The sequence below is a fragment of the Corynebacterium sp. HMSC072A04 genome (assembly GCF_001809235.1).
Lineage (GTDB): Bacteria > Actinomycetota > Actinomycetes > Mycobacteriales > Mycobacteriaceae > Corynebacterium > Corynebacterium hiratae.
On sequence record NZ_KV796732.1, the window covers coordinates 33,907 to 45,003 of the forward strand.

The following is an 11,097-nucleotide window of genomic DNA, read 5'->3' on the forward strand; positions in this document are numbered from 1 at the left end:
TACTTCCGAATATTGTCTAGTGACAAACAAAACTGTGGTGCGTCATAATCTCCTACAGTTCAATGACTCACGTCACAGATATACGTTCATGAAGGGCGTCTACATGACCACAACCAACAATTCCGTCAGGGCACAGGACGTTGTCGCCAGCGACAACGCCAGTGCAGACGACGGCCTGCAGCGCGGCATGAAGTCGCGCCACCTGCAAATGATCGCTTTTGGCTCGTGCATCGGCACGGGCCTCTTCTTGGGCTCCGGCGCCTCCATCCAGGAGGCCGGTCCCGGCGTTATCGCCGCCTACGCCATCGGCGGCTTCATCATCTTCCTCATCATGCGCATGCTCGGTGAAATGGCCGTGGAGCACCCCGTCGCCGGCTCCTTCAGCGCCTACGCCCGCGAATACATCGGGCCCATCGCTGGCTTTGTCACCGGTTGGAACTGGTGGTTTACCACCATCGTCGTCGGCATGGTGGAACTCACCGCCGCGGGCACCATCATGGACTTCTGGTTCCCCGGCATCCCGCACTGGCTCACCGCCCTCGTCGCGCTCGTCATCGTCACCGCCATCAACCTGGTGCACGTCGGCGCCTTCGCCGAGGCGGAGTTCTGGCTCTCCCTCATCAAGGTCGTCGCGCTCATCCTCATGATCGTCGTCGGCGCGGCCATCGTCTTCGGCCTCACCCCGGAGCCCGCCCTCGGCTTGAGCAATATCACCGAGCACGGCGGCTTCTTCCCCAACGGTGCCGCCGGTGTGCTCTTCTCCCTCGTCGCCGTAATTTTCTCTTTCGGCGGCATCATCTCCATCGGCACCGCCGCGGGCGAGGCGCAGGATCCCGCCAAGAGCCTGCCCAAGGCCATCAACAACGTCATCTGGCGCATTCTCATCTTCTACGTCGGCGGCATCGGTATCATCGTGCTGCTCGCTCCGTGGAATGAACTCGATACTTCCACCTCACCGTTCGTCCGCGCGCTGAGCACCCTGGGCATTACAGCCGCCGCCACGGGCCTCAACCTCATCGTGCTCGTCGCCGCCGTCTCTGTGTTCAACACCATGACCTTCTCCGGCGCACGCATGCTGCGGGATCTTTCCCGCGGCGGCCAGGCCCCGCCCTTCTTCAACTCCGTCAGTGCCAAGGGCGTACCGGTGCGCGCATTGCTCTTCAACTCCCTGCTCATGGGCTCGGCGGTACTGCTCAATTTCCTCTTCGAGGGCAAGATCCTGATTGTTCTCCTCGCCATCATCGTTGGCGCGGAGCTCATCTCCTGGTCCGCCATCGCCCTTGCACACCTGAACTTCCGCAAGCGCTGCCCTAACGCCGCCTTCCGCGCGCCCCTCTACCCCATCGCTAACTACCTGTGCTTGGCCTTCTTCGCTCTTGTCATCGCTTTGATGTTCATGCTGCCCGACTACCGCACCGGCGCCATTGTCCTACCCTGTTGGGTTGTGACCTTGGCCCTCATCTGGCTGGGCAAGAAGCGCCACGACGCACGAACCAAGTAGAAAGGACCCTCTCATGCAGACCACCATTGGTGATTTCATCCTGGACCGCCTCAAAGCCATCGGCATTACCGAAATCATCGGCGTTCCCGGTGACTTCAACTTGAGCTTCCTCGAGCAGATTGAGGCCTCCGAGGGCATCCGCTTCGTCGGCGCCTGCAACGAGCTCAACGCCGCCTATGCCGCCGACGGGTATGCACGCCAGAAGGGCGTGGGCTGCCTGCTCACCACCTATGGCGTGGGCGAGCTTTCCGCACTCAACGGCATCGCTGGTGCCCGCGCTGAGCACGTCCCGCTAGTATCCCTCGCCGGCGCGCCGCCGCAGTACGCGACCGAGTTCCGCTGGAACCTGCACCACTCGCTTGCCGACGGCGACTATGCCAACATGCTGGATTCCTTCGCGCCCTTCACCGAGGTGGCCACACGCGTGTCCCCCATGAACGTGGTCGAGGAATTCGACCGTGCCCTGCACACCTGCCTGCGCGAAAAGCGCCCGGTCCACATCCAGATTCCTTCCGATATCACTCACCTGACCATCGAGGTCCCCGACGAGCCTTTCTCCACCGAGCTCGCCCCCTCCGATCCGGAGCGCCTGAACGCCGCTGCGGACTACGTGCTGGAGCACCTCGCGAAGGCCAAGGACCCGATCATCCTCATCGACCAGGACACCAACCGCCACGGTTTCACGGAGAAGTTCCGCGCCATCATCGACAAGGCCCAGCTGCCCTACTCCCAGCTCTCCTCCGGCAAGGCCATCCTGTCTGAGCGCCACCCGCTCTTCATCGGCACCTATAACGGCGCGGCCTCTGCCCCGGGCGTGCAGGAGCGCATCGAAAAGTCCGACTTCCTAGTCACCACGAACCCGCGCTTCATCGAGGTCAACTCCGGCTCCTTCACCCACAACCTGGCCGACTCCCGCGTCTACAACTTCGGCGACCAGCACCTCAACGCTGACGGCGAGTTCTTCGTGGGCATTAATACGCTGGAGCTTCTCGACGTCCTCCTCGACCGCATCCCGGAAGCGGAGGAAACCGCAACCAAGGAATTCCAGCCCGAGCCCTTCGCGCCGAACCCGGATGCCCCGCTGACCCAGGAGCGCATCTGGCCGCAGATGCTCGGCTTCATCCAGGAAGATGACGTGGTCATCGCCGAAGCCGGCACCTCCAATATTGGCCTGGGCCAGCAGCGCATGCCCGAGGGTGTGCAGTACATTAACTCCACCATCTGGGGTTCCATCGGCTTTACCCTGCCGTGCGTGCTGGGCTCGCAGCTGGCCAACCCCGAGCGCCGCCACGTCCTCTTCATCGGCGATGGCTCTTTCCAGCTCACCGCCCAGGAGCTCTCCACCATCCTGCGCCAGGACCTCAAGCCCATCATCGTGCTGGTCAACAACGATGGCTACACCATCGAGCGCTTCATTCTGGGCATGGAACGCGAGTACAACGAGATCCAAATGTGGGATTACACGGCGCTGCCGAAGGTGTTCATGAAGGACACCACGATGGAGTCCTACGTGGCCTCGACCGAAGGCGAATTGTCCAAGGCCTTGGAGGACATCGCCGCTCATCCAGAGCGCGGCGCCTTCCTCGAGGTGCGCCTCGATCCTTTCGATGCACCGAAGGGACTCCAGGCCTTCGGCCCCCAGACCGCTGATTTCGACTTCGGGCCCCGCGGCCCCCGCAACGCCTAAGGTAGAGAACATGATTCGACCAGACCTTTCCTCCCTGCCCGCCTACGTCCCCGGCAAGAATGCCGAGCACGCCTTGAAGCTCTCCTCCAACGAGGCAACTCAGGAGCCGCTGCCCGGCGCGCTCAAGGCCATGGAGACTGCTGCCGCGCACGTTAACCGCTACCCGGACATGGGTGCAGTGGAAATCCGCAAGGCACTCGCCGAAAACCTCGGTGTCACCCCAGAGCAGGTCACCACCGGTGCGGGGTCCTCCGCCATCTGCCAGCAGCTGGTGCAGATCACCTCCGTGCCCGGTGATGAGATTGTCTTCCCCTGGCGCTCCTTCGAGGCTTATCCCATCTTCGCGCAGGTCGTGGGCGCCACCCCGGTCAAGGTTCCGCTCACCGCGGATCACCGCGTGGACTTGGAGGCCATGGCGGCTGCCATCACGGACAAGACCCGCCTGATCTTCGTGTGCAACCCGAATAACCCCACCGGCTCCATCATCACCAAGGAGGAGTTCGACGCCTTCCTGGCCAAGGTCCCGAAGGACGTCATCGTGGCGCTCGATGAGGCCTACATCGAATACAACCGCAACGACGCCGTCCCGCTAGCCACCGACTATGTCCACACCCACGACAACGTCATTGGCCTGCGCACCTTCTCCAAGGCATACGGCCTGGCCGGTGTCCGTTTGGGCTATGCCTTCGGCAACGCCGAGATCATCGAGGCCTTAAGCAAAGTGGCCATCCCGTTCTCCGTGAACTCCATCGCGCAGGCGGGTGCGGTGGCCTCGTTGGCCGCCCAGAAGGAGCTACGCGAGCGCACCGATGAGACCGTTGAGCAGCGCGACCGCCTGGTGGAGCACTTCGCGGACTTTGGCGTTCCGGAGTCCCAGGCCAACCACATCTGGTTCGCCGCCGACTCCATTGCGAAGCTGGGCTCCCCGCAGGAGGTCGCCGCACAGCTCGCCGAGAATGATGTCCTGGTCCGTGCCTTCCCCGAGGGCGTGCGCATTTCCGTCACCACGGCGGAGGAAACCGAGACGCTGCTTAAGGCCTGGGACGCGGCCTTCGGTGCAGAGGGCTAGTTTCCGCGTTAGAGTGCAGTTGTGAAGACATTTATCAATTTTGCACTCAACGTCATTGCCGTCGCGGTGGCCTTCTGGGCCGTGGTAGCGATTGTCCCCGGAATCGACATCGTTCCTGCGACCACCCAGAATTTCCTGCTCATCGCGGCGGTCTTCATCATCGTCAACGAGGTCGTCACCCCGGTGCTCCGCTTCCTCGGCGCACCGCTGACCTGCCTAACACTGGGCCTCTTCGCGCTCGTCATCAACGGCGCGGTCCTACTCCTCGTCGGCGCGCTGATGGACTCGCTGGTCATCGATGGCTGGGGCGCTGCCATCATCGGCGCGATTGTGCTTGCGGTTGTCTCCGGCGTGGTGAACTTTTTCACCAGCCCGCTGCGAACTCGACATTAACCCCCAGCAAAAGGCGGGAGGACGTCGACTCGGGAGGCGTCGGCAAGCACGGCGTCCTCGGTAGCGCTCGCGCCATCCACCAGGAAGGTGCAGCGCTCCAGCACCTCCGCAAAGCTCATGCCGGCCTCGGTGCTGCCGGTATGCCGAGCACGCAACACGTCCAGCAACTCCCCCAAGGTCGCCGCCTGCGCCGTGTCTTGCGCGCGCCCCGCGGCAGCGCGGGCTGCGGCAAAGTAGTGTATATCAACCATGGTTGCCACTATGCCAGCCTCTGTGACAGGAAGGAACCCGATGCGCACCTATGAGGAACACCTCGCCGCCGTTCGCGCGGCCCTTCCGCAGCCCCGGGTGGTCTCCACTCCCCTGAGCAGCGCCTTCGGCCGCCGCGCCGCTGCGACGTACCGCGCGGAATACAACCTTCCACCTTTTGATAATTCGCAGATGGATGGTTATGCGCTTCCGACTACACACGGCGGCACCTTTACCGTCGGCCGCACCATCGCGGCGGGGGACTCCCCGGGCTCACTCCCGCAAGGCACCGCCCTGCCCATCATGACCGGCGCGAAGGTCCCTGAGGGCACTGCCACCATCGTCCCCGTCGAGCACTGCGAGCCCCCGCACTTCCCGGAAGAGGGCGCCACGGTCACTGTGCCGGCAGCCCCTGAACAGTTCATCCGCCGTGCGGGCTCCGATGTCCAGGCCGGCACAACCCTCATCAATGAGCACGCGCTTCTCGACGCCCCCTCCATCGCCACCCTCGCCTCCCAAGGCCTGACCGAGGTCCTCACCTTCGCGCCCGCCCGCATCCTCATCTGCACCGGTGGCGCGGAAATCGGTGGCACGGGCGAGGCCACCATCCCCGATTCCAATGCACCGATGCTCGCGGCCTTGGCCGCGCAATACGGCATCGAGGTAGCCGGCTTCGTGCGCACAAACGACAATCCTTCCGCCCTTCGCGCAGACCTCGCCGAGGCCGTCATTACCCACCACCCCGATGTCATCGTCACCTCCGGCGGCATCTCCCACGGAAAGTTTGAGGTCATCCGCCAAATCTTCGAAAAGGACGGCTGGTTCGGCCACGTGGCGCAGCAGCCCGGCGGCCCGCAGGGCCTGTCGCGTTTGAGGGAGGTGCCCGTCGTCTGCTTCCCTGGCAACCCCATCTCCACGCTGGTGAGCTTCCGCCTCTACTTGGCGCCCGTTCTCGGCCATGCCCCGGAGCCGTTCCAGGCCCGCCTTACTGAGCCCACCGAAGGCCTCAACAACCGCGAGCAGTTCCGCCGTGGAACTATCAGCATCTCCGACGGCACCGCCCAAGCCTCCTTCCTCGGCGGCACCAGCTCCCACCTAATGTCCCAGGCCATCGGTGCTACTGCCCTTATCCGTATCCCGGCTAACACACAGCTTTCAGCCGGCGACCTCGTGGAGGTGTTCCCGCTCTCATGACCCGACGCGCACTCGTTATTGTTGCCTCGACCCGCGCCGCCGCCGGCGAATACGAGGACCGCTCCGGCCCCATCCTGGTGAATTTCCTGCGTGAGCAGGGCTTCGATACCCCGCAGCCCCTCGTCGTCGCGGACGCCGATATCGACTCAGCCCTCGCCACTGCCTTCGCCGATGCCCCCTCGGTCATCCTCACCTCCGGCGGCACCGGCATCACACCAGATGATCGCACCGTCGAGGCGCTCACCCCACATCTTGACCGCGAACTGCCCGGCCTGGCCCATGCCTTCTACGCGCACTCGGCGGCCATCCCCACCGCGGCACTCTCCCGCACGGTTGCCGGAGTCACCGGGTCCACTTTCGCCATGGCCCTGCCCGGCTCCACGGGCGCTGCCGAGGACGGCTGCGCGGTCCTTGAACCGCTGCTCAACCACATCATCAACCAGCTGGAAGGCATCAATGAGCACTAACTACGGCCTGCTCGGCGCGCATATCAGCGCCGAGCCCATCACGGCCCCCGACATCGCTACCCCGGAAACGGGTGCTGTCGTTTTATTCGACGGCATCGTACGCAACCACGACTCCGGCCGGGGTGTGAAACTCCTTACCTACACCGCGCACCCAACCGCCCAACAGGAAATCGAGCGCGTCGCCGACGAGGTCGCCGCCGCCTTCCCTGCCGTCCGCCTCTGGTGCGCGCACCGCACTGGACCACTAGAAATCGGCGAATCCGCCTTCATCGTTGCAGCTGCCTCCGCACATCGCAAGGACGCCTTCGAAGCAGCGTCGACCTGCGCCGACCGCGTCAAGGCGGAAGTCCCCATCTGGAAAGAACAGCTCCACACCGATGACACCACCACCTGGGTAGGCCTGGAATGAGCTCACGTTATGCACGCCAGGAAACCCTCTGGGGAAGCTCCACACAGGAACAGCTTCGCTCTTCTACCGTCGCCGTCATCGGCGCCGGTGGCCTGGGCTCGCCTGCCCTGCTCTACCTGGCAGGCGCGGGCGTGGGGCGCATCCTGCTTTTCGACGACGACACCGTCTCCCTCTCCAACCTGCACCGCCAGGTCATCCACAGCACGGCGACCGTAGGCCAGCCCAAAACCGAATCCGCCGCTTCGGCCTTGAACGCCCTCAACCCGGAGTGCACCGTCGAGCAGTTCTCGCGCCTCACGCCCGATACCGCCTTAGACCAGCTGAGCGGCGCTGACCTCATCATCGACGGAACCGATAACTTCTACTCCCGCCACCTAGCCTCCTGGGCCGCCCATGAGCTGGGCATTCCGCACGTGTGGGCCTCGCTTCTGGGCTACGACGCGCAGCTCACCGTCTTCCATTCCGGTCACGGCCCAGTCTACGAGGACCTCTTCCCCACCGACCCGCAGGTGCCCTCCTGCTCGCAGGCCGGCGTGATGGGACCGGTCGTCGGCGTGGCCGGCTCCGCCCTAGCCGTCGAGGCGCTCAAGCTCCTCACGGGCATCGGCACCCCGCTCATCGGCACGCTGGGCTACTACGATTCCCTCGCCGGGACCTGGGAATACATCCCCGTGCGCGCGAACGGCGCCATCCCGGCGCGCCCCGACAACCCCACGGACATCCGCGTCATCCCGGAGGACGCCACGCTTATCGACGTCCGCACCTCCCCCGAGCGCGCCGCCTCCCTCATCCCCGGTTCGCAGCATCTTCCGCTCGATGACATCCTCGCTGGCCACAACCCGCCCCTAGACCCCGCCGACCTCGCCGTCCTCTACTGCGCCAGCGGCCTGCGCTCCGCCCAGGCCGTCGAGGCCCTGCGCGCCCGCGGCTTCAGCAACGTCTACTCGCTGCGCGGCGGCATCGACGCCTGGCAAGAGCACATCTCCGAGCTCGAGGCCGAAGCCGACGCCGCCCACCGAGGCGAGCTAGAGACCATTTCTCTTGAAGAACTAGAGGCTAAATGTGGCGTGGAAGATTAGCTTCACGCCACGCGGTGCGAAAGCCTTCCGAAAGCTAGCCAGGCCAACACAGACGAGAGTCAGCAGGTTTCTTCGCGAAGTCTACGATTAATCAGCCAGCGGGTCAGTTCCGCCGAGCTTCATTTCGAAACGCTCGTAGTCCTCTAGGTTCGCAAAGTGCCGCGAGTAAAGATCGCAATCGCGGTCTACATAACCATAGAGGGCTGGCGCGACGTCCACGATGTGCCGTACCTTCACGTCCTCACCATCGGCCTGCTCGTTCGCCATCGCTTCAACGCGTTCTCGAGCCTTCTCGTCCGACTCCGCATACACAAGATAAAAATCCTCGCGGAAGAAGCTTTGGGCAGATGAACTGGACTTCTTAGCAAGCTCCATCACGACAATTCCAACATAAGGTTCCATTGCCGGCTACTGTCCTTTCCGGTTCTTGGTCAGCTTGGGCTCGACCCTACCTGCTCACCCAGACCATGTAACGCGGAAAACTCAGCCGGTCGCCCTTTAAGCACATCTCCAATGAAGACCCATTCCGCGCCCACGGCTTCAGCAACGTCTACTCAATGCTTGTCAGCATCGATGCCTGGCAAGACCACAACGACGCATAGCCCAAACCTGCACTCAGTCTCCTCTGCCCACATGGCATCTTGTAAAAGGCGTCAACCAGAAGGTGTTTTCAGAGCCAAAAACGCCTTTTATCCCGCGCAAATGGCGTTTTTGATCCCAGAGATGCCTTTTGACAGATGCCATTTGCCAGACGCCTTTCGCAGAGGTCCTCGGCCGGTCGCCTTGTAAACTCACTGGCATGAGAAGCCGCCAGTATTACATCGCTACCGCTGTGGTGTGTGCTCTCACGCTGGTGTACATGCTGCTGCGTTGGGACTCGGTGCCCGATCCCATCCCGGTCCACTTCGATGGCTCGGGCAACCCGGACCGCTTCGAGCCCAAATCTTTCCTCAACGCAACGGTCCTGGTGTGGATCGGCGTTGTGTTCGCCATTGCGCTGCCGCTGTGCGTGCCGCCGATCTCGCTGGCTCGAATAACAATGGATGTACCGGCAGAGTCAGCTCTTCCGTTCTCCGAGGCCACGGCACAGCGCGCGGAGCTGCTCACTGGAAAGACCGCCACGTTCATTGCCCAGACAGTCCTCACCATGACGGCCTGCGTGTGCCTCACTACGGTCTGCACCGTCATTCCGGATATCCCCTTCTCGGGCTTTCTACTCGTGGCCGCGTGGATAGCCTTCACCGTGTTCACCATGATTCAGGGCGTCCGATTGACGCTGACATCTGCGAAGGCCGTGCAATCCATTCCCACCGACCATGATGAACAGGTTCGCAACACAGCACTCCGCTTTGCCGGTGGTATGGGCTTCTATAACGAGCCCACAGACCCCATGTGCATAGCTATCTTCCCCATGAATCCTTCGAAGCTGCAGATCAACACCGCGCACGAACCTGGCCGCCGCTACCTGTGGCGCATGGGCATCGCGCTTAGCGCATCCATAGCATTCTGCGTGCTCATCGACGTACTCTAGATGCATGGAGCACCTGTTTGAGCGCGCACACTCGATTCTTTCTGATGCCACCCACGTCGAGGTGTTCACCGGCGCAGGCATGAGCGCGGACAGCGGCATCGCCACATACCGCGATGCGCAGACAGGCATTTGGGAGAACGTGGATCCGGTTGCGATGGCGTCGATAAGCGCATGGCGTACCGAGCCTAAGCCCATGTTCGCCTGGTACCTTTGGCGCGCCCAGCTGGCGCAGCGGGCCGAGCCCAACGCCGGGCACCGCGCAATCGCCGCCGCACACGGCATGACGGTGACCACGCAAAACATCGATAATCTGCACGAGCGCGCCGGAAGCCAAGACGTGGTTCACCTGCATGGCTCCTTGTTCGCATTCCGCTGCACCGACTGCGATACGCCGTATGACGGCGACATCGCGTTCCCGTCGGAGCCAGTTGAGTCCATCACGCCACCCGAATGCCCCATGTGCGGTGGGCTCGTGCGCCCGGGCGTGGTGTGGTTCGGCGAGGCCCTGCCCGACGACGAATGGGCCGAGGCCGAGCGCCGCATGTCCACCGCGGACGCGCTGCTCATTGTGGGTACCTCCGGCGTGGTCTACCCCGCCGCCGGCCTGCCACAGATTGCCCACGCGCGCGGTATCCCCATCGTGGAAGTCACCCCGCAGCCCACGGACCTCTCGCCGCTTGCCAGCGTGGTGGTCACCGCCACCGCAGCGGAGGCACTGCCCCGCATATTAGCGGGGCGGATCGGATAAACAGCAACCCTCTATCCCGCGGCCCTTGCCCACCAAAATGTACAAGATGTACATTTGTTGTATGAAAACGATGTCAGTGGCGTCCAGCCAATTCCGCCAATCTCAAAGCCAAATTCTTGAAGAAGCACAGCACACGCCCGTCGCCATCACTAGTCGTGGAAGCCGGATTCGCGCTTTTGTCGTCTCTCCTTCATTTTTCGCCCGCGCAGTCGAAGCACTAGAAGATCGTGAGGATGTTCAGACCGCAGAGATTGCCCGAGGAGAAGCCGTAGAGATTTCACACGAAGACCTCAAAAAAGAACTCGGACTCACCTAATCGCCTTCTATGGCTAACTCCACTTATCACATCACCTATAAGGCATCCGCAGCCAAGGAGCTACGCAAGCTCGACAGGCCGACACAGAGGCGACTACTTGCTGCAATCGAAGACTTAGCCGTTACCCCTCGCCCGGATGGAGTAAAGAAACTAAAAGCTTCAGATGACCTGTACAGAATTCGAGTCGGACACTATCGCGTGGTTTATGAAATCATAGACGGAAAACTCGTGGTGCTCGTCCTGCGCGTTGCTCACCGACGAGATGTTTACCGGAAATAGGCAAAATTCCTCTCAGATAAACAAAACCGGTTCCACCCTGCCAGAAGGTGAATACTCCACTTCGATCGGAAGATAGTTCTTACACATCTAGATCGATGTCGTGCTCCTTAGCCTTTCCGTCCAGTACTTGCTCGTAAGACTCCAATTGTTGCGACCGGCTATTTGGTAGCAGTGT

14 protein-coding genes are annotated in these 11,097 nt (G+C 62.5%); 12 read left to right on the forward strand and 2 right to left on the reverse strand.

What is annotated here, in order from left to right:
• The first annotated feature begins 103 nt into the window (after positions 1–103).
• From HMPREF2565_RS01380 to HMPREF2565_RS01395, 4 genes are read left to right on the forward strand one after another with little or no spacing between them, the layout of a single operon-like run.
• A complete protein-coding gene (locus HMPREF2565_RS01380) occupies positions 104–1,501 on the forward strand; it encodes an amino acid permease (RefSeq protein ID WP_246819100.1) in 1,398 nt (465 codons plus the stop codon).
• Positions 1,502–1,514: 13 nt separating this feature from the next.
• A complete protein-coding gene (locus HMPREF2565_RS01385; RefSeq protein WP_071406763.1) occupies positions 1,515–3,188 on the forward strand; it encodes an alpha-keto acid decarboxylase family protein in 1,674 nt (557 codons plus the stop codon).
• Between the two features lie 10 nt (positions 3,189–3,198).
• Positions 3,199–4,257, forward strand: a complete 1,059-nt coding sequence (gene hisC, locus HMPREF2565_RS01390; RefSeq protein ID WP_046647057.1) for a histidinol-phosphate transaminase — start codon at positions 3,199–3,201, stop codon at positions 4,255–4,257.
• A gap of 21 nt (positions 4,258–4,278) precedes the next feature.
• Positions 4,279–4,650, forward strand: a complete 372-nt coding sequence (locus tag HMPREF2565_RS01395; protein ID WP_071406764.1) for a phage holin family protein — start codon at positions 4,279–4,281, stop codon at positions 4,648–4,650.
• On the opposite strand, the gene HMPREF2565_RS01400 is transcribed toward HMPREF2565_RS01395, so the two are convergent.
• Positions 4,647–4,901 (reverse strand): MoaD/ThiS family protein, encoded by a 255-nt coding sequence (locus HMPREF2565_RS01400; protein WP_010188351.1) that lies wholly within the window; start codon positions 4,899–4,901, stop codon positions 4,647–4,649. The genes HMPREF2565_RS01395 and HMPREF2565_RS01400 overlap by 4 nt on opposite strands.
• 40 nt (positions 4,902–4,941) lie before the next feature.
• Here HMPREF2565_RS01400 and HMPREF2565_RS01405 point away from each other — a divergent pair, with 40 nt between their 5' ends.
• Genes HMPREF2565_RS01405 through HMPREF2565_RS01420 form a run of 4 tightly spaced genes read left to right on the forward strand, consistent with a single transcriptional unit; the run spans position 4,942 to position 8,048 of the window.
• The gene (locus HMPREF2565_RS01405; protein WP_071406765.1) at positions 4,942–6,093 is read left to right on the forward strand and encodes a molybdopterin molybdotransferase MoeA; all 1,152 of its coding nucleotides are present in this window, start codon (positions 4,942–4,944) and stop codon (positions 6,091–6,093) included.
• Positions 6,090–6,560 carry a MogA/MoaB family molybdenum cofactor biosynthesis protein gene (locus tag HMPREF2565_RS01410; RefSeq protein WP_071406766.1) on the forward strand — a complete coding sequence of 157 codons (471 nt, stop codon included), beginning with the start codon at positions 6,090–6,092 and terminating at the stop codon, positions 6,558–6,560. Before HMPREF2565_RS01405 ends, HMPREF2565_RS01410 begins: the two co-directional genes overlap by 4 nt.
• Entirely contained in the window at positions 6,550–6,969 is a 420-nt protein-coding gene (locus HMPREF2565_RS01415) for a molybdenum cofactor biosynthesis protein MoaE (RefSeq protein ID WP_070681565.1), read from the forward strand. Before HMPREF2565_RS01410 ends, HMPREF2565_RS01415 begins: the two co-directional genes overlap by 11 nt.
• Positions 6,966–8,048, forward strand: a complete 1,083-nt coding sequence (locus tag HMPREF2565_RS01420; protein ID WP_246819101.1) for a ThiF family adenylyltransferase — start codon at positions 6,966–6,968, stop codon at positions 8,046–8,048. Before HMPREF2565_RS01415 ends, HMPREF2565_RS01420 begins: the two co-directional genes overlap by 4 nt.
• 87 nt (positions 8,049–8,135) lie before the next feature.
• Here HMPREF2565_RS01420 and HMPREF2565_RS01425 read toward each other — a convergent pair whose 3' ends face one another.
• A complete protein-coding gene (locus HMPREF2565_RS01425; RefSeq protein WP_070510720.1) occupies positions 8,136–8,450 on the reverse strand; it encodes a DUF4288 domain-containing protein in 315 nt (104 codons plus the stop codon).
• Positions 8,451–8,847: 397 nt separating this feature from the next.
• On the opposite strand from HMPREF2565_RS01425, the gene HMPREF2565_RS01430 reads away from it, so the two are divergent.
• From HMPREF2565_RS01430 to HMPREF2565_RS13275, 4 genes are all read left to right on the forward strand, one after another.
• Positions 8,848–9,579 carry a DUF1648 domain-containing protein gene (locus tag HMPREF2565_RS01430; protein WP_071406767.1) on the forward strand — a complete coding sequence of 244 codons (732 nt, stop codon included), beginning with the start codon at positions 8,848–8,850 and terminating at the stop codon, positions 9,577–9,579.
• 4 nt (positions 9,580–9,583) lie between these two features.
• Positions 9,584–10,327, forward strand: a complete 744-nt coding sequence (locus tag HMPREF2565_RS01435) for an NAD-dependent deacylase (RefSeq protein WP_070745420.1) — start codon at positions 9,584–9,586, stop codon at positions 10,325–10,327.
• Between the two features lie 61 nt (positions 10,328–10,388).
• Positions 10,389–10,643: a prevent-host-death family protein gene (locus tag HMPREF2565_RS13270; protein ID WP_371325882.1), complete on the forward strand. Its 255-nt coding sequence runs from the start codon at positions 10,389–10,391 to the stop codon at positions 10,641–10,643.
• Between the two features lie 9 nt (positions 10,644–10,652).
• Positions 10,653–10,922 carry a type II toxin-antitoxin system RelE family toxin gene (locus HMPREF2565_RS13275; RefSeq protein ID WP_083298940.1) on the forward strand — a complete coding sequence of 90 codons (270 nt, stop codon included), beginning with the start codon at positions 10,653–10,655 and terminating at the stop codon, positions 10,920–10,922.
• The last annotated feature ends 175 nt before the right edge of the window (positions 10,923–11,097 follow it).

What these genes read in the sequence shown, in the direction of transcription:
- HMPREF2565_RS01380 (WP_246819100.1), top strand. Translation starts at nt 104, where the DNA reads ATGACCACAACCAACAATTCCGTCAGGGCACAGGACGTTGTCGCCAGC.
- HMPREF2565_RS01385 (WP_071406763.1), top strand. Translation starts at nt 1,515, where the DNA reads ATGCAGACCACCATTGGTGATTTCATCCTGGACCGCCTCAAAGCCATC.
- hisC (WP_046647057.1), top strand. Translation starts at nt 3,199, where the DNA reads ATGATTCGACCAGACCTTTCCTCCCTGCCCGCCTACGTCCCCGGCAAG.
- HMPREF2565_RS01400 (WP_010188351.1), bottom strand. Translation starts at nt 4,901, where the DNA reads ATGGTTGATATACACTACTTTGCCGCAGCCCGCGCTGCCGCGGGGCGC.
- HMPREF2565_RS01405 (WP_071406765.1), top strand. Translation starts at nt 4,942, where the DNA reads ATGCGCACCTATGAGGAACACCTCGCCGCCGTTCGCGCGGCCCTTCCG.
- HMPREF2565_RS01410 (WP_071406766.1), top strand. Translation starts at nt 6,090, where the DNA reads ATGACCCGACGCGCACTCGTTATTGTTGCCTCGACCCGCGCCGCCGCC.
- HMPREF2565_RS01415 (WP_070681565.1), top strand. Translation starts at nt 6,550, where the DNA reads ATGAGCACTAACTACGGCCTGCTCGGCGCGCATATCAGCGCCGAGCCC.
- HMPREF2565_RS01420 (WP_246819101.1), top strand. Translation starts at nt 6,966, where the DNA reads ATGAGCTCACGTTATGCACGCCAGGAAACCCTCTGGGGAAGCTCCACA.
- HMPREF2565_RS01425 (WP_070510720.1), bottom strand. Translation starts at nt 8,450, where the DNA reads ATGGAACCTTATGTTGGAATTGTCGTGATGGAGCTTGCTAAGAAGTCC.
- HMPREF2565_RS01430 (WP_071406767.1), top strand. Translation starts at nt 8,848, where the DNA reads ATGAGAAGCCGCCAGTATTACATCGCTACCGCTGTGGTGTGTGCTCTC.
- HMPREF2565_RS01435 (WP_070745420.1), top strand. Translation starts at nt 9,584, where the DNA reads ATGGAGCACCTGTTTGAGCGCGCACACTCGATTCTTTCTGATGCCACC.
- HMPREF2565_RS13270 (WP_371325882.1), top strand. Translation starts at nt 10,389, where the DNA reads ATGAAAACGATGTCAGTGGCGTCCAGCCAATTCCGCCAATCTCAAAGC.
- HMPREF2565_RS13275 (WP_083298940.1), top strand. Translation starts at nt 10,653, where the DNA reads ATGGCTAACTCCACTTATCACATCACCTATAAGGCATCCGCAGCCAAG.